General features: G+C 71.2%; 13 protein-coding genes. 7 read left to right on the forward strand and 6 right to left on the reverse strand.

Going from position 1 to position 17,395, the window contains the following annotated elements; translation table 11 throughout:
* Positions 1-257: 257 nt before the first annotated feature.
* Both NV263_RS30315 and NV263_RS30320 read left to right on the forward strand, forming a co-directional pair.
* A complete protein-coding gene (locus NV263_RS30315) occupies positions 258-1,034 on the forward strand; it encodes a deoxyribonuclease IV (RefSeq protein WP_263250237.1) in 777 nt (258 codons plus the stop codon).
* A 77-nt stretch (positions 1,035-1,111) separates the two neighbouring features.
* Positions 1,112-2,401: a glycosyltransferase family 87 protein gene (locus tag NV263_RS30320; protein ID WP_263254440.1), complete on the forward strand. Its 1,290-nt coding sequence runs from the start codon at positions 1,112-1,114 to the stop codon at positions 2,399-2,401.
* A gap of 4 nt (positions 2,402-2,405) precedes the next feature.
* Here NV263_RS30320 and NV263_RS30325 read toward each other — a convergent pair whose 3' ends face one another.
* The 3 genes from NV263_RS30325 to NV263_RS30335 all read right to left on the reverse strand — a co-directional run bounded on the left by NV263_RS30325 (position 2,406) and on the right by NV263_RS30335 (position 7,857).
* On the reverse strand, positions 2,406-4,031 hold the full coding sequence (locus NV263_RS30325; RefSeq protein WP_263250238.1) for a glycosyltransferase family 87 protein: 1,626 nt from the start codon (positions 4,029-4,031) through the stop codon (positions 2,406-2,408).
* An 86-nt stretch (positions 4,032-4,117) separates the two neighbouring features.
* Positions 4,118-7,045, reverse strand: a complete 2,928-nt coding sequence (locus NV263_RS30330) for a transglycosylase domain-containing protein (protein ID WP_263250239.1) — start codon at positions 7,043-7,045, stop codon at positions 4,118-4,120.
* Between the two features lie 407 nt (positions 7,046-7,452).
* A complete protein-coding gene (locus NV263_RS30335) occupies positions 7,453-7,857 on the reverse strand; it encodes a DUF5318 domain-containing protein (protein ID WP_263250240.1) in 405 nt (134 codons plus the stop codon).
* 187 nt (positions 7,858-8,044) lie between these two features.
* Between NV263_RS30335 and NV263_RS30340 the strand changes: the two genes are divergently transcribed.
* Together NV263_RS30340 and NV263_RS30345 are read left to right on the forward strand one after the other, a co-directional pair.
* On the forward strand, positions 8,045-8,623 hold the full coding sequence (locus NV263_RS30340; RefSeq protein ID WP_263250241.1) for a PadR family transcriptional regulator: 579 nt from the start codon (positions 8,045-8,047) through the stop codon (positions 8,621-8,623).
* Positions 8,620-9,744, forward strand: a complete 1,125-nt coding sequence (locus NV263_RS30345) for an inositol-3-phosphate synthase (RefSeq protein WP_380756008.1) — start codon at positions 8,620-8,622, stop codon at positions 9,742-9,744. The genes NV263_RS30340 and NV263_RS30345 overlap by 4 nt, the downstream gene beginning before the upstream one ends.
* Before the next feature lie 55 nt (positions 9,745-9,799).
* Here NV263_RS30345 and NV263_RS30350 read toward each other — a convergent pair whose 3' ends face one another.
* The gene (locus tag NV263_RS30350; RefSeq protein ID WP_263250242.1) at positions 9,800-10,657 is read right to left on the reverse strand and encodes a sensor domain-containing diguanylate cyclase; all 858 of its coding nucleotides are present in this window, start codon (positions 10,655-10,657) and stop codon (positions 9,800-9,802) included.
* Between the two features lie 312 nt (positions 10,658-10,969).
* On the opposite strand from NV263_RS30350, the gene NV263_RS30355 reads away from it, so the two are divergent.
* Positions 10,970-12,259, forward strand: coding sequence for a glycosyltransferase 87 family protein (locus NV263_RS30355; protein WP_263250243.1), 1,290 nt, complete (start codon positions 10,970-10,972; stop codon positions 12,257-12,259).
* Between the two features lie 58 nt (positions 12,260-12,317).
* On the opposite strand, the gene NV263_RS30360 is transcribed toward NV263_RS30355, so the two are convergent.
* Together NV263_RS30360 and NV263_RS30365 are read right to left on the reverse strand one after the other, a co-directional pair.
* On the reverse strand, positions 12,318-13,547 hold the full coding sequence (locus NV263_RS30360) for a hypothetical protein (protein ID WP_263250244.1): 1,230 nt from the start codon (positions 13,545-13,547) through the stop codon (positions 12,318-12,320).
* Between the two features lie 154 nt (positions 13,548-13,701).
* On the reverse strand, positions 13,702-14,559 hold the full coding sequence (locus tag NV263_RS30365) for a hypothetical protein (RefSeq protein ID WP_263250245.1): 858 nt from the start codon (positions 14,557-14,559) through the stop codon (positions 13,702-13,704).
* 179 nt (positions 14,560-14,738) lie between these two features.
* Here NV263_RS30365 and NV263_RS30370 point away from each other — a divergent pair, with 179 nt between their 5' ends.
* On the forward strand, positions 14,739-15,920 hold the full coding sequence (locus tag NV263_RS30370) for an AI-2E family transporter (RefSeq protein WP_263250246.1): 1,182 nt from the start codon (positions 14,739-14,741) through the stop codon (positions 15,918-15,920).
* A 524-nt stretch (positions 15,921-16,444) separates the two neighbouring features.
* On the forward strand, positions 16,445-17,278 hold the full coding sequence (locus NV263_RS30375) for an IS5 family transposase (protein WP_263247972.1): 834 nt from the start codon (positions 16,445-16,447) through the stop codon (positions 17,276-17,278).
* Positions 17,279-17,395: the final 117 nt, after the last annotated feature.

Below are 17,395 nucleotides of genomic sequence, written 5' to 3' on the forward strand. Positions count from 1 at the left end.
GCGCAGCCGGTTGCGAAATTCCATCACGATCTCCGCCACCGGAAGACCGCGTTCCACTGAGTGGTCACGCCCCGGCACCCCGCGGCCCCGGCCGCCGCGCACGACGACCGCCGAGAGGCGCTCTCAAGCGCCCGTCTCCGGACCTGGTTCCGGCGGGGCGCGGCGAGCGGTGGAGCCGCCTTCCCTCCCGGTGAGCACGCGAGCAACCGCCACCGCTGCCCGGAACGAGGTCAACGACGGGCTCTTAGACTGCGGGCATGCGCATCGGTGCCCACGTCCGGGACGACGATCCGCTCACCGCCGCGGCGGAGCGGGACGCGGAGATCGTGCAGTTCTTCCTGTCCGACCCGCAGGGGTGGAAGACGCCGAAACCGCATCCGCAGGCGGAGCAGCTGCGCGACGGCGAGGTGGCGGTGTTCATCCACGCGCCGTACGTGATCAACGTGGCGTCGCTGAACAACCGGATCCGCATCCCGTCCCGCAAGGCGGTCGGCCAGCACGCGAAGGCCGCGGCGTCGGTCGGCGCGCAGGGCCTGATCGTGCACGGCGGGCACGTCACCAAGGACGACGACCCGGCCGAGGGCGTGGCGAACTGGCGCAAGCTGTTCGAGCGGCAGGCGGCCGAGGGCGGCTTCGAGGTGCCGATCCTCATCGAGAACACCGCGGGCGGCGCGAACGCGATGGCCCGGCGGTTCGACGCGCTCGCCAGGCTGTGGGACGCCGTGGGCGAGTTCGACGTCGGGTTCTGCCTGGACACCTGCCACGCCCACTCGGCCGGCGAGGACCTGCTGGACGTCGTGGACCGGGTCCGGGCGATCACCGGGCGGATCGACCTGGTGCACCTCAACGACTCGCGGGACGGGTTCGGCTCCTCGCGGGACCGCCACGCCAACATCGGCAGCGGCACCATCGACCCGGACCTGCTGGTGGCGGTGTGCTCGAACGCGGCGGCGCCGGTGGTCGTGGAGACACCGGCCGAGGGCCAGGCCGCGGACATCGCGTTCCTCCGGGAACGGTGCAGCGCCGCGTCGTGAGGGCGGCGCAGCAGGGGGAGGGGGACGCCATCGGGGCTCCGGTCGCGACCGGCTGGACGACGCGACGCGCCCTGACGCTGTCCGCGCTGGTCGCGTTGTGCCTGTTCACCGCGTTCACCCTGGCGCTGGGGTACGCGAACAAGGCGCGTTGCACCGGACCGGACTTCGACGAGTGGGGCCGCTCCCAGCCCGCCTACCAGGAACGCGCGTACGGCGACGCGTGCTACTCGGACATCCAGAACCTGTGGATCGGCCGGGACATCGACCGGCACGTGTTCCCGTACGTGCACGGCGGGATCGACCAGGACGGTTCGCTGCACGGCGGCGTCGTCGAATACCCGGTCCTGACCGGCGTTCTGATGTGGCTGGGCGCCGCCTTCGCGCACACCGACGCCGGGTTCCTGGCGGCCTCGGCGCTGCTGATGGCGCCGTTCGGGATCGCGGTCGCGTGGTGGTTGGGCCGGTTGAGCGGATGGCGCGCGCTGCTGTGGGCGATCGGCCCGCCGCTGGTGCTCTACGCCTTCCACAACTGGGACCTGCCGGTGGTGGCGTGCGCGACGGCGGCGGTCTTCGTGGTGCACCGCTGCACGTCGATGTCGTTGCGCCGGCGCGCGACGCTGGCCGCCGTGCTACTGGGGCTCGGCGTGGCGCTCAAGCTGTACCCGGGGATCTTCGTGCCGCCGCTGGCGCTGTACGTGCTCACGGGCGGCTCCGACGGGCCGCCGCGCCGGTGGGACGTGCGCGGGGCGTTGCAGGTCGTCGGCGCGGCGCTGGCCACGGTCGTCGTGGTGAACCTCCCGTTCGCGATCGCCGGGTTCGGCGGCTGGCTGGCGTCGTTCGAGTTCCAGTCCCGCCGCCAGGTGGACATCAGCACGAACTCCGTGTGGTACTGGGGTTTCCGGCACTGGGCCGGCACCGACGAGTTCCAGTCGGTGGTGGGCGTGGTCTCGCCGCTGCTGGTCCTGCTGTCGTTCGCGGTGGCGTGCTGGATCGGCTGGCGCCGCTTCCGCCGGACCGGCACGTACCCGTGGATCCAGGTGTGCGCCGCGATGCTGTGCGGATTCCTGCTGCTGCACAAGGTGCACTCGCCGCAGTACACGCTCTGGCTGCTGCCGTTCTTCGTGCTGGTCTCGGTGCGCTGGGGCTGGATCGCCGCGTACCTGCTGGCGGACCTGGCGATGGGCATCAGCATCTTCGGCTGGCTGTACCTGAACATGACCGGGCAGCCCAGCGGGATCCACGACGGCTTCACCGCGCAGGCCCTCATGATCGGAATCTGGGGCCGGGCCGCGCTGCTCGTCGGCCTCTTCCCGGCGTTCCTCGCGGCGCGCAGCTCGGTCGAGGACCGCCCGCACCGCCGCGCGTGAAGTCCTATGTGGACATCCGCCGGGACACCGCGGCGCGCACGCGGGAGAACGCGGCCGGTCCGGGGAGCGCAACCCGGTCCGGGGCGCCGTCGAGCGGCCCGCCCAGCGGGTCGTCCACCGGTTCGGCGAACCGCGGGCTGGGCAGCGCGAGAGCGAGGCGGACCTTGTCCTCCGCCGGGTGCAGGACCTCCCGGACGACCACCACGCACACCGCCACGACCATGATGTCGCGGATGACCACGGCGCCCAGGAACCAGCCCTCCGGGAGCCCCTTGTTGCCGGTGCCCAGGTAGTAGTACATGCGCGGGGCCCACACCGCGGCGTCGACGGCCATCCAGCCGAGCAGCAGCCGCCAGCGGGGCACCGCGAGCACGGCCAGCGGCACCAGCCACAGCGAGTACTGCGGACTCCAGACCTTGTTCGTCAGCAGGAACGCGGCCACCACCAGGAAGCACAGCTGCGCGAGCCGCGGCCGCTTCGGGGCGGCCAGGCCGAGCCAGCCGATCCCCGCGCACAGCAGCAGGAACAGCCCCAGGCTGACCGCGTTCAGCACCACCGGGACCTGGTTGGCGCCCAGCGGTCCGTCGAAGCCCGACCAGCCGGTGAAGTACATCAGCGCGTTGTACAGCGAGTCCGGGTCGGCGGGCCGCTGGTTGTTCAGCCGGAAGAACTCGCTCCAGCCGGCCGGGAACAGCACCAGGATCGGCACGTTGACCACGAGCCACGTCATCGCGGTCGCCAGCAGCGTGCGCACGCCGTCGTGCCATCGGCCGGAACGCAGGCACAGCACGAGCAGCGGTCCGAGGAAGAACAGCGGGTACAGCTTCGCCGCGCCGCCCAGTCCGATCAGCACGCCCGCGAGCACCGGTCGTCGACGTGCCCAGGCGAGCAGCCCGGTGGTGGCGAAAGCCGTTGCCAGCGCGTCGAAATTGGTGAAGGCGTGGACGAAGACCAGCGGCGACACCGCCGCCAGCGCCGCGTCCCAGACGCGGCGGCGGCACAGCATCACCAGTGCCCAGACCGTGGTCAGCCACGCGGCGGCGAGCCAGAACGTGGTGATGTTGAAGTACAGCACGGTGGTGTTCCCGCTCGGCAGCCAACCGAACGCGGCCAACGTCCGCCACCCGTCGGCGACGCGCGCGTCGACCCACTGGAACAGGCCGGTGACCACCGGGTACTCCATGTACCGGACGTGCTGCGCGGGCGTGCCCGCGTTCTCCACCCAGGACGTCTTGTACGGGAACGCGTTGTCCGGCGCCAGATCCCCCATGCCGTAGCGGGGGATGATGTCGGTGTAGCACATCGCCGTGTACTGCTTGTTGCCGCTCCAGTCCAGCTGCGGACCGCTGCCGGTGTCCCGGGTGACCTGGCAGGGCGCCTTGAACAGCCAGGCCGCGGCGAGCACCAGGACCGCCAGCAGCAGGACCACCCGCAGCGGCGTCCAGAACCACTGACGCCCCACCTGGGCGTGCCGTCCCAGCCTGCCGCCGAACGGGCGGCTGATCCGCCGCGCGACCGGCTCGGTCCACGTCGGCGCGATCCGGTCCGCCGGGCCGAGGCCGTCGCCGTCGACGGCGGAGCTGGGACGCGGTTTCGGCTCAGGACCGGGTTGCTCGGGCGACGTGGACACGTCCGGATGCTACTTGGGCCGCAACGACGACGGGGGCACCCGCACCGTGGTGCGGATGCCCCCGTCCGGTTCGTCGCCGAAACGGCTCAGCCGTAACTGTTGTCCCTGGTCTGCGTCGGCCCGACGGCGTTCTGCCCGTCGCCGGTGTCGGTCCCGTCACCGCCGCCGGTGCCGTCGCCACCGGTGCAGCCGAACAGACCGCAGTGCTCACCGCTGCCCGGACGGGTCCGGGTCGGCGAGGTCTCCGACTCCGACGGGTCGGTCGACTCGCTCGGCGGCAGCGAGGACGACGGCGGCTCCGAGGACGACGGCGGCGGCTCCGAGGACGTGGGCGGCGGGGGCAGCGGGATGTCCTGGAACTGGCCGATCGGGGTCGGCTTCGGGAACTGCTCGATCGGCAGGTTCTTGTGGTACAGGTTCATGAATTCCTGCCACACGTGGCCGGGCAGCCCCGCACCGTAGACGATCTTGCCGGTGTGGTCGGTCAGCGGCGCGGGCTTGCCGTCCTTCTCCGCCAGCATCGCGACCGCCGAGGACAGCTGCCGCGTGGACCCGACCATCCAGGCGTTCTGGTTGTCCGAGGTGCTGCCGTACTGGTTGGTACCGGTCTTGGAGGCGACCGGCCGGTTGTTGTCCAGCCCGATGTGCGAGTGGTCGGCCACGTCGAACATCGTGTCCACCAGGTTGGCCACCAGGTTCTTGCTCTCCGACGCCGTGCTGGCGAAGGCGGGCTGGTTGACCGGCTTGTCGAAGGGGATCGTCTTCTCCGAGTTGGAGATCTTCGACACCAGGTGCGGCTGGATCTTCATGCCGTCGTTGGCGAACGTCGCGTACGCGCCCGCCATGTCGAGCGGCCGCACGCCGTACATGCCCAGCGCGATACCCGCGTCCACGCCGCCGTTCGGGCTGTGCAGCGACTCCTTGCCGCCGTACTGCTTCGGAATCCCGGCCTGGTAGGCGGTGTTGGCCACGTTCTGCGGGCCGAACTGGACGGCCATGTTCACGAAGACGGTGTTGACCGACTTGGTCATCGCCTCGCGGACACCGCAGTGGTTCGGCACGTCGCAGGCCACACCCGCGGAGTTGCGGAACGTGGTGCCCGCGATCTCCTGCGGCGAACTGCCGTCGTAGAACAGGCCGACGCCCTTGTTCTGCTCCAGACCGGTCAGCGCGACGAACGGCTTGAACGACGAGCCCGGCGGCTGCGCCGCGTTGGCGTAGTCGAACCCGCCGACCTTCTGGCCACCGCCGTAGTACGCCTTGACCTGCCCCGTCTTCGGGTCCACCGCCACCAGCGAGGTCCGGATGTCGTCCGGTTCCCCGTTGGTGACGTCGTTGACGGCCTGCTCGGCGTACTGCTGCGCCTTCGGGTCGATCGTCGTGGTGATCGTGAAGCCGCCGCGGGCCAGCGCGTCCTGCGAGTAGCCCTCCTGCTCCAGCTCGCGCAGCGCGGCCTCGCGGATGTGGTACTGCGTGCCGGTGATCGCCTCACCCCGCCAGTCGTCGCGGCCGCGGGTCTGCGGCAGCTGCGCGGCCTGGCGCTCGGCCGGCGAGATGAAGTGGTTCTTGACCATCTGGTCCATGACGTAGTTCCAACGCCAGGTGGCCTGCTTGAGGTTGGCCGCCGGGTCGTTGTCGTACGGCCGCTGGACCATGCCGGCCAGGACCGCGGCCTCCTCCGGGTTGAGGTCCTTGGGCTTCTTGCCGAAGTAGTTCTCCGCGGCGGAGTTGATGCCGTACGCGCCCCGCCCGTAGAAGGCGGTGTTCAGGTACGCCATCAGGATCTGGTCCTTGGACTGCTGCTGGGTCATCTTGAACGCCAGCACGACCTCCCGGAACTTCCGGGTGTAGGTGTGCTGGTCGGCGTTGAGCTCCAGCTTGATGTACTGCTGCGTCAGCGTCGAACCACCACCGGTGCCGGCCAGCGCCGACCGGACGATGCCCATGACGTCGAAGCCTGGGTTGCTGTAGAACGACGCGTCCTCGGCCGCCATGGTCGCGTTGCGCATCGCCGGGGACACCTCGTCGAGGCTGTGGATCATCGTCCGCGGCTTGCCCTCCTGGGGCTGGATGCGCGTCATCTCCTGGCCGTTGGAGTAGTTGACGGTGATCGTCTGCTGCGTCTGCTTCGCGATCTCCTCCGGGTTGGGCACCGGCCAGGCGAAGTACCCGTAGACCGCGATCGCCATCGGCACCAGGATCCCGGCGGCGACGGCGATGTAGCAGCTGCGCCGCACCCAGCGCCAGATGTTGCTGCGACGGGCTTTCGCGGCGTTCACGTCGTCGTCCGGGTCGTCGAGGTCGTCGTCGCCCGGACCGAAGGCGGCGAAGCGGTCATCGTCGTCGTACCCGCTCTCGTGGGAGGCGTTGTCGCTGTACCCGTCGTCGTACGGGTCGTCGTCGTAGTCGTCGGCGTAGTAGTCGTAGGCGCCGGGCGACTCCTGGTGGGTCAGCAGCTGCGGCTCGCGCGCCCCGGCACCCGCCGAACCCGCGCCGCCCGCCGCGGCCGCGGCACCGGCGGCACCTGCCGCGGCCGCACCGCCCGCGGCGGCCCAGCGGGCCTCGCGCCCGTCGGACGGCGTCTGCGGGATGTTCTCGGTCGGCCGTTCACCCTGGTCGGCCCCCGGAGGTGCCCCCGGCCCCTGTTGCCCCGGCCTGCCGGGTCCCGGCGGGCCGGGCGGTGGTGGTTGCTGCCCCGGGCGCGGCACCTGCTGCGTGCCCTGCGGCGGAGGCGGCGGACCCTGGCGACCCGGCTGCTGACCGGGCGGCGGGGGCGGCGGCGCCGAGCTGTAGGTGGTCGGCTGGTCGGCCCGACGGCCGTCGGCGCCGTTCGGCGGCTGCGCACCGCGGCCGGAGCCGTTGCCGTCGCCGTTCAGCCGCTGGGAGACCGAGGAACCGTCGTCGTCGGAATCGTCGAACGACGGCACCCAGGCGTTGGTGCGCTCCTCCGGCTTCTCGGCCTCCGGGCGCTGCCCTGCCGAGCGCCCCGGGCCCTGCTGGCCGGGCGGCGGCACGGGCTGGTGGCGCTGGGTGTCCTGCGAGGAGTCCCCGTCCGGCCACTGCGGACCCCCCGAGCGGGAGTCCTCGCCCGGCCACGCCGGGCCGCCCTGCTGCGGCCCCGCCGGGGGGCGTTGCGGCGGCCAGCCCTGGTTGCCGGGGCGTTGGTCGGGACGCGGCCCCGGCCGCTGCTGCCCCCCGGGGGGCGGCGGAGGGCCGGGCGGCGTGCCGCCTCGGTCGTCAGGTCGACCGAGGTCGCGACCATCGCTGTGCGGATGCCTAGAGTGGCGGCCGCGGGGTCGGTCGTCACGCTCGTCGTTCACGAGAGGGCCTCCAGGACAGGCGTCGTGGTGCGACGCCAGGTGATGCGTTCACGTCGGGGGGTCGCGCCGCACCGGCGCGGGTGTCCGTGCGGGGTCACGGTTCACTCTGCGGCAGTCTTGCGCCGGGAACGGCTGTTGTTCAAGCCACCGGTTCCCAGTACGTACGACTGCACCAGGTGGTTCCAGTTACATGTGCGGCATACCTCGACGACGTAGACGTTGAACTCCTCGAACACGGCGGCCATCCGGTCCAGCTCCTCCGGGGCCCGGGCCGACCCGGACGCCTGCTTGAGCTCGTCCCCGAAGACCCAGGAGACCAGGGTCAACGGTTCTTTCCGGCACAACGGACAGGGCACGTCGCTGGGCTCGCCGTGGAATTTCGCCGCCTGCAGCAGGTACGGGTCGGCGTCGCAGACCTCCATCACCCCGACTCGGCCAGAGTGGACCTGCGCGAGCAGCGCCTTGCGCCGCAACGCGTAATCGACCACCTGCCGTTGGGTCCGCACGACCACAGGGTACGTGTCCGCGCCGATCGCTCCATGCGCCGTTCAGGGCAGACCCGCGCGCCGCCGACCACCAGGGACGATGGCGATCGTCGAGCCGCCACGCGATATATCGGGGCGATATACTCCACTCCGGTGGTCCGGTGGTTCGACGAGGAGTCACCGGGCGAGAGCGGCTGAGGAGGTGCGCATGCTCGAACTCGCCGTGCTCGGTCTCCTGCACGAGGCTCCGATGCACGGCTACGAGCTGCGGAAACGGTTGCACGACACGCTCGGGGCCTTCCGCGCGCTGTCCTGCGGAACGTTGTACCCGACATTGCGCAGGCTGCTGCGGGCCGGGCTGATCGAGGAGGAGCCGGACGCCCCCGCGACCCGCGGCTGGGGCCGCCGGGCACGGCGGGTGTACCGGATCACCGCGGCCGGCGAGCGGCGGTTCGCCGAACTGGTCGGGGACTGCGGGCCGCAGTCCTGCGACGACACCGCGTTCGGCGTCCACATGGCGTTCTTCTCCCGCACCCCCGCCGAGGTCCGGTTGCGGATCCTGGAGGCGCGGCGGCGTCGGGTGGAGGAACGTCGGGAGGACCTGCGCGCGGCGCTGGGCCGCGCGAACTCCGACCGCTACACCACCGAGCTGCACCGCTTGCGGCTCGACCACAGTGAACGAGAAGTGCGCTGGCTCGACGACATCATCGAGCACGAACGCGCTGAACAGGCCGCTTCGGCGGAGGGCCGGCAAACGTCCGGCGGAGTGCAAGGACACGACAGATGAGCAAGAAGGAGGACCCTGCCATGGGCGGAGATCGTCCCGGTGCAGCCGCGGTTCGAGTGGCGATCGTCGGCGTCGGGAACTGCGCGGCGTCGCTGGTGCAGGGCGTCCACTACTACGCCGACGCCGACCCGGACACCCGGGTACCGGGCCTGATGCACGTCAGGTTCGGCGACTACCACGTCGGCGACGTCAAGTTCGTCGCCGCCTTCGACGTGGACGCCAAGAAGGTCGGGCGGGATCTCTCCGAGGCCATCGTCGCCAGCGAGAACAACACCATCAAGATCGCCGACGTGCCGCCGCTGGGCGTCCCGGTGCAGCGCGGTCACACCCTCGACGGCCTGGGCCGGTTCTACCGGGAGACCATCGAGGAGTCCGACGAGCAGCCGGTGGACGTCGTCCAGGCACTCAAGGATGCCGAAGTGGACGTGCTGGTGTCCTACCTGCCGGTGGGCTCGGAGGAGGCCGACCAGTTCTACGCGCAGTGCGCGCTGGACGCGGGCGTGGCCTTCGTCAACGCGCTGCCGGTGTTCATCGCCTCCGACCCGGAGTGGGCGCGCAAGTTCACCGACGCCGGGGTGCCGATCGTCGGTGACGACATCAAGTCGCAGGTCGGGGCGACCATCACGCACCGGGTGCTGGCCAAGCTGTTCGAGGACCGCGGGGTCCACCTGGACCGCACGATGCAGCTCAACGTCGGCGGCAACATGGACTTCCTGAACATGAAGGAGCTGGAGCGGCTGGAGTCGAAGAAGACCTCCAAGACCCAGTCGGTCACCTCCCAGGTCGACCGCGACCTCGGCCGCCGCAACGTGCACATCGGCCCCTCCGACTACGTGGCGTGGCTGGACGACCGCAAGTGGGCCTACATCCGGCTGGAGGGGCGCGCGTTCGGCGACGTGCCGCTGAACCTGGAGTACAAGCTGGAGGTGTGGGACTCGCCGAACTCGGCGGGCATCATCATCGACGCGATCCGGGCGGCCAAGATCGCCAAGGACCGCGGCATCGGCGGGCCGATCCTGTCGGCGTCCTCGTACTTCATGAAGTCGCCGCCGGTGCAGTACTCCGACTCCGCCGCGTACCAGGCGGTCGAGGACTTCATCGCGGGCGAGATCGAGCGCTGAAAGTCAGGTGGGAGCCCCGGGACGCGGGGCTCCCACCGTTCGCGCCCCCATCGGGTCAGCGGTGCTGGTGCAGCTGGCTCTCCGCGCGGGACAGCACCGAGTGCACGGACGCCCGGCCGTCGGTGGTCACCCAGGACACCCGCAGGACGGGCTGGTACCGGCGCCGCCCCAGGCGCATCGGCCAGCCGCCGAGCCGGCGGACGTGCTCGGCGAACTCCTCGCCGGGGCCGTTCGGGTGCTCGGCGACCACCACGAACTCGTCGCCGCCGTAGCGGGCGACGGTGTGCTCGTCGGTGAGCCCTTCCCGGAGCCGGCCGGCCAGCGTGGTGAGCAGTTCGTCACCGCGGTCGAACCCGTGCTCGGCGTTGAACGCGGCCAGTCCGTGCACGTCGACGAGGACCAGGGTGGTCAGGGTGCCGCGGCAGCGGGCGCGCACCAGGGACTGTTCGAGGCGGTCCAGCAGCAGCACCCGGCCGGGCAGCCCGGTCAGCGGGTCGATCAGGCCCCTGCTGTGCGAGACGTCGGTGTGCACCGGCTGGAGCAGGATCAGCACCCGGCTGCGCCCCTGCACCTGGACGGCGTGGTAGTCGGCCCAGATGCGGCTGTGCGGCTGGCCGGTGCGCGCGATGACCATCGGGGTCGACATCGGGGAGCCGGCGCGCAGCACCTGGCCGGCGAGTTCGGCCCAGTCGGGCAAGGGGGCACCGGTGTCGTCGCGCACCTGCCAGCCCTCGGGACGGGTGCCGGTGAGCAGGTCGGATTTGGCCAGCTGCATCAACTCCGCCGCGATGTCGTTGGTGGCCAGCACCTGGCCGCGCGCGTCGGTGACCAGCACACCGACTGTGAGCCCGCTGACGATGTCGTCCCACACCGGTGTCAGCTGGGACAACGAGCTCACATCCAGGACACCCATTCAGCCCCCTCCTCCCCACCGAACGGAGCATTCCGTCCGAGCCTCCCCTCCCGACTGGTCCGAATTCAAGAGTCCAGCGACCACCCGTGTTGGTGGTTTCACTGTGAGCACATGACGCTGTGTTGCCAGGTCACCGGCCGTACACCGGACGGCTACCTACCCGATGGGGACTTGAGATGTCGACCAGGTGATCATGGGCCCGCAATGTTGCCCATCGCACCTCTCTTCGACGGATCCCGCAATCGCCGCACCCCACCCCTCTAGGCTGGTCCGGGCGGCCGGACCACACGCGAAGGGGATGGTGAGTCGGCGGTGAACGGAATCACACCCGCTTGGCGGGACGTGCTCCAGCGGCACCGGAGGCTGATCGCGGTGATCGCGGTGGCCGAGGCCATCGCGTTGATCATGGTGTCGACCATCAACCCGCACGACCACATCGACGGCGAGGTGTACCGGCTCGGCGCCAGGGCGCTGATCACCGGGCGCGACGTCTACGACCACCTGCCCGCGACCGAGTCGGGGCTGCGGTTGCCGTTCATCTACCCGCCGTTCGCCGCGATCCTGTTCACCCCGCTGGCGCTGGTGCCCAAGCTCGTCGCGGTCGTGGTGATCATGGTCGTCAGCCACGCGGCGCTGCTGGCGACGCTGTACGTGGTGCTGTCGAACTCGACGTTCCTGGCCGGACAGCGGGAACGGGTGCTGCTGGTGACGGCCGCGCTGCTGCCGCTGGCCACGATCACCGAGCCGGTCATGGAGACGCTGACCTACGCCCAGATCAACGTCGTGCTGATGGCGCTGGTCGCGGTCGACTGCCTGTGGCGGGTGGACGGCGACAAGAAGCTGCCGTACCCGCGCGGGCTGCTCATCGGCATCGCCGCCGGGATCAAGCTCACGCCGCTGGTGTTCCTGCTGTTACCGCTGCTGCGCCGGGACTTCCGCACGATCGCGACGGCGGTGCTGTCGTTCCTGGGGACCGTGGTGCTCGGGTTCCTGCTGTGCTTCGACGACGCCAGGCGGTTCTGGCTGGGCAAGGTCATGAGCACCGGCAACGTCTCGTTCGGCCCGAAGTTCACCGGCGACGCGTCGACGTACGCGGGCAACCAGTCGCTGCGTTCGCTGCTGAGCAAGCTCCAGGTGCCCGGGGTGACGTTCGTCTTCGTGCTGCTGGCGGCGGTCCTGTTCGCCGTCGCCGTCGCCGGGATGCTGCACGCGCTGCGGCAGCGGGACCTGGCGATGGCGGTGGCGATCAACGGCGTGTTCGGGTTGCTGATCTCGCCGATCTCCTGGTCGCACCACTGGGTCTGGGCGATTCCCGGCCTGGTGCTGCTGGCGGGATCGGCGGTGCACCGGCGCGACTGGCCGCTGCTGCTGGCGACCACCACGGCCGCCGGGTTCTACGTCATGGGCCCGCACTGGAAGGTTCCCCAGGGCAAGGGCAGGGAACTGCAGTGGAACTTCTTCGAGCACCTGATCGGCAACGCCTACGTCTACTTCGGACTCGCGTTCCTGCTCTACGCCGCCTACCAGTGGTGGCACGCCCGGCGCCTCGCCGCGACGGCCGCACTGCCGACCGACCCGGCGGTGCGCGAACCGGTCTCCTGACGCGCGAAAACGGGGGCGGGGAGCCGAGTCGGCTCCCCGCCCCCGTCGTGTTCCGGGCTCAGATCCGGGTGAGCGGCATGGTCCGGTCCAGCAGGTCCGCCGGCCGGAGCTCCCCGGTGGGCAGCGTCTGCCCCTGCACCGCGTTGATCTCCGGGACGCCGCCGTCGAGGATCGGCAGCGCCATGCCGGTGGACGCCCGCGGCGCGGGCTCGGGGCGGAACGGGCTGCGCGCGACCAGCCGGTGCTCCGGGACCGCGGCGTCCAGCTCGTCGGCGACCTTGACCAGCACGTCGGAGTTCAGCGGCGCGCTGCTGAACCGCGGGGAGATCGCCGAGGTGAGCTCGTTGACCACCGGGGCCTGGGTGTGCCCGCCGCCGAGCGCGCTGAGCTGACCGCCGAGCGGCAGCGGGGCGTGCACCCCGGGATCACCGGCGCGGCCCGTCGGCAGTCCCTTGAGGTTCGGGATCTCGTGCACCTTGTCCTGGTGCTCGCCGGGGACCGCCAGCGGCGGCACGTCACGCGGGGTCGGGGCGGCGTGCACCGCGGAGAGGGCGCCCCGCAGCACGGCCTCCGGCACGGACACCAGGTCGCCGTGCGTGCCGGGCAGTTCGCCCGAGGTGAGGTCGACGGAGTCGGGGGCCAGCAGGCCCCTACCGCGTTCCAGGGTGTCGTGCCACAGGTCGACGATGCCCGCGGCGTTGCGGGCGAAACCGTCGAAGTGCGCCGGGTCCGCGGCCGGCCTCACCAGCTCTGCAGCGACATCTTGGCGGTGACCAGCTGGAAACGCCCCCTTGTCGAGGGCGTCGGCGCCTCCCTTGATCACGTCGCCGATCGGGCCCGCCCAGCTGAGCGAGCGGTGGAAACCTTCCGACGGGGTGCCCAGCGGGCCGTGCGCGCCGGGCACCGGGCGCAGGCCCAGCACCACGCTGGACTCGGCGGGCGCCGGACCGCCCGGCGCGTGGGCGTCGGCGGTGTCGGCGACCCACCCGGCCAGCTGCAGCGGCTCGGCGCGGTGCCGGGGCTGGTCGCGCAACACCGGCAGTTCCCGGGTGAGTTCGTTCTCGACCTCGGGCAGCAGGTCGCGCACCGGGTCGAGGGTGCCGGCCAGCGCGGTCACCGGGTGGTCGGCGCGGGACAGCGAGCCGGAACCCAGGAGGTCGTCGGGCAGCGCCTCGCCGAGCGGCGGGACCGGACGCTCGGTGCAGGCGTCGGCGACTCCGCTGCCGACGGCCAGCATGCCGCCGGTGACCAGTGCGGCCTGCACACCGCGCTTCGCCCAAGTCTGCATGGATCTCTCCTTCGCGGAAGCCTCCCGACCGGGGAGGGAAGAGTCGAACGGGGGTGCGCCCACGTCATCGGGGTCGGGCGCGTCGAACGGGATCGATGAACGAGACCGCGGTCGGCGCGGACGGCTGCGCGCGCGTCCGCCGACTGCGCGGTGGTCAGTCGGGGGTGGTGCCGGGCTGCGGCTCGGGAACGCCGACCGGCAGGAACGTGTGCTCGCGGGCCAGGACGGCGGCGAGCGGGTGGTGGGCGTCGGGCTCGACGGGGTACCAGCCGAGTCCGCCGCCGTGGTGCGGGCCGTCCGCGGTTCCGCCGCTGCCGCTCGCGCCGGACGGCGCGGGCATCGCGAACGGTGCGGTCTTGCCCGGCTCCGCGGGCGAATCCGGGCGCGACCGCTGGTCGCGTTCCGGTGTCACGGCCGCGTGCTGCGGCGCCCGGGTGGTCGTCGCGGTGGGCACGCCGACGGGCGCCGGGGCGTGGACCTCGGGCGCGGGGGCGGGTGCCGGAGCGGGCTGCGCTTCCTGCGGTTGCGGTTGCGGCTGCGGTGCCGGATCCGGTCCGGGCCGTTCGGGCAGCAGCGGGCGCCCCAACCCGGACAGTCCACTGTCGACGGTCCGGGACAGGGACTGCGCGTGGTGCGCGGTGTCGTCGAGGGTCTTGCCGGCGACGTCGCCGACCTCGGCCGCGGAGTCGTGCAGCGCACCGGTCACCGGCTTCGTCACCGGCTCGGCCGCGCCGATCAGCTGTCGCGGCGCCGACCGCACCAGGTGCACCGGGTCCAGATCGTGCAGCGAGAACGCGGCCGGGTCCCCGCGCTCGGCGCCGGCGTCGGCCTGACCACCCACGACCGAGGACACGGCCGAGGGCAGGTGCAGATCGGCGGCGTGGGCCGAGTGCTCGGAGCCGATCAGCCAGGCTGCGGAGGTCCCGGCCACCGTCGCGCCCGCGACCACCAGCGCGCGGGTGAGCAGCCGCCAGCGGCGGGTGCCTCCCGTCGTCCGGTCGCTCTGGGACATCGCGGTGTTCGTACCTCCTCGGCGCGGCGGCTCACGCTCGCCGAGGCGCACTCTGTCAAAAACGCGAGCGGCGACGGTACCTCAGCGCTACAACATCGCTACATCGTGTTACTGCGCTCCGTTTGCGTCACAGCCGGTTCCGCCCCGGCGACGGGCCTCGCGCGGCTACGGTGGTCGGCGTGAGCGACACCCAGATCACCACCCGGGACGACGCGGCGTCCTCGGTTCCCCGCACCCTGCGCGTGTCCGCGGCGATCTGCTGGCGGATCCTGGTGATCCTCTTCGCCCTCTACGCGCTCGGGCTGATCATCGGGCGGATCTACGTCGTGGTGATCCCGGTGGCGATCGCGCTGCTGCTGTCCGCGCTGCTCGCCCCCGTGGTCTCCGCGCTGGCCCGGCGCGGCGTGCCCCGCGCGCTGGCGACGGCGGTGGTGCTGGTCGGCGGGTTGGCCGTGGTCGGCAGCGTGCTCACGTTCGTCGTGAACGCCTTCATCGCCGGTTTCCCCGACCTGCAGCAGCAGGTGTTGCGCAGCCTCGTCGGGCTCAAGAGCTGGCTGGCGCAGGGGCCGCTGCACATCAACCAGCAGCAGTTCGGCCTGATCCTGGAGCAGGCGCAGCAGTGGTTGCAGGCCAACCAGGCGGCGCTGACCAACGGCGTGCTGTCCACCGCGGGCACCTTCGGCAACCTGCTGACCGGACTGGTGCTCGCGCTGTTCACGCTCATCTTCTTCCTGCACGACGGCCGCCGGGTGTGGCTGTTCGTGATCCGGCTGGTGCCCCGGCACGTGCGGCACAGGGTCGACGTCGCCGGCTGCCGCGGTTTCGCGTCGCTGGTCGGCTTCGTCCGCGCGACCGCGATGGTCGCGATCGTCGACGCCCTCGGCATCGGGCTGGGGCTGGTCATCCTGGGGGTGCCGCTGGCGATCCCGCTGGCCGCGCTGGTGTTCCTCGGCGGCTTCGTGCCGATCGTCGGTGCGGTGGCCTCCGGCGCGGTCGCGGTCCTGGTGGCGCTGGTGTCCAAGGGCTGGATCACGGCGCTGATCGTGCTCGGCGTGGTCCTCGCGGTGCAGCAGATCGAGGGCAACGTGCTGCAACCCCTGCTGCTGGGGCGCGCCGTGCGGATCCACGCCCTGGCCGTGGTGCTGGCGATCAGCATCGGCGTGGTGATCTCGGGCATCGTCGGTGCGCTGCTGGCCGTGCCGACGGTGGCGGTGCTGAACTCGGCGATCCGCTCGCTGGTCGGTGACGAGGACGAGGAGACACCCGCGCCCACCGACCGCGACGAGGCGCAACCACCGGAACCGGAGCGCTCGGGCGACTCGGAGGAACCCGGCGGGCACGACGCGCCGGTACCGAACTGACCTGCTCGGACCTGCCGGGTGAGCGCGAGTTCGGCGACGGCGCTCAGAGCCTGTCTTTGAACTTGGTTCCGACGGGTCGTGGTAAGCGGCGTGAGCCGCTTTCTCTTTCGGTGCGCGGTCTAGCCACTTGCACCGCTGCGGGTTCTCAGCGGTCGTCTCGCGAGGACAGCCCCGACGCTGTGTACGGACCGGTACATGAGGAGGGGATCCCGCAGTCGAGACGGCCGCTGAGTGCCTGTCTTTGAACCTGCTCCCGGAAGGGGCGTGGCAAGCGGCGCCAGCCGCTTTCTCTTTCGGTGAGCGGTCTCGCCGCTGGCACCGCCGCGGGTTCTCAGCGGTCGTCTCGCGAGGACAGCCCCGACGCCGTGTATTGGGCATACAAAAGGAGGGGCTCCCGGAGCCGAGACGGCCGCTGAGTGCCTGTCTTTGATCTTGGGGGGACCCCGGGGGCGGGTATGAGAGAGGGCCTTTGCTAGTGATCGTGACAGCACATCAAGATCGACACAGCAAAGGCCCGATCCGCTTTGTACACCACCGCGCCGGCTGCCGGCTCGACGGCCCGTGCCCGCCGTTACCCCTCGGACACCACCGACGCCGAATGGGCAGTGATCGAGCCCCTGCTGCCCGCCCCGGCCTGCCGCACCTGCAGCGGAGGGCGTCCGGAAAAACACCCCCGCCGGGATGTCGTGGACGCGATCCGCTACTTCGTCGACAACGGCTGCAAGTGGCGGGCCCTGCCCGCCGACTTCCCGCCCTGGAAGACCGTCTACGGGTTCTTCACCCGCTGGAGCCGCGACAACATCGTCCTGGGCCTGCGCGACAGGCTGCGTGAGCAGGTCCGCGCCCGCACCGACCGCCACCGCACCCCCAGCGCCGGGATCATCGATTCCCAGTCGGTGCGGGCCGCCGAAACCGTCGGCCGCCACACCCGCGGTTTCGACGGCGGTAAAAAGATCAACGGCCGCAAACGCCACATCGCCACCGACACCCTCGGCCTGCTGCTGGGCGTGTCCGTGACCGCCGCCCACATCACCGACCGCCGCGGCGCCGAACTCCTCCTGCGCTACCTCCACACCCGCCACCCACGCCTGGAACTGGTCTTCGCCGACGGCAACTACAGCGGACGCCTGACCACCTGGACCCAGGCCGCCCTGGGCATCACCCTGCACATCGTCCGCAAAATCGCCGGACAAACCGGCTTCCACGTCCTGGCCCGCCGCTGGGTCGTCGAACGCACCCTGTCCTGGATCACCCAAGCCCGCCGCACCGTCCGCGACTACGAACGCCTCCCCGCCCACTCCGAAACCATCATCAACTGGGCCGCCATCACCCTCATGACCCGCCAACTCACCACCTAACCCAAGATCAAAGACAGGCACTGAGGTTCCGCCACCGGCACCGCCACCCAAAACGAGTTCAAAGACAGGCACTGAAGGTTCCGCCACCGGCACCGCCACCCAAAACGAGTTCAAAGA

The sequence above is a fragment of the Saccharopolyspora rosea genome (assembly GCF_025643595.1).
GTDB classification, from domain to species: domain Bacteria; phylum Actinomycetota; class Actinomycetes; order Mycobacteriales; family Pseudonocardiaceae; genus Saccharopolyspora; species Saccharopolyspora rosea.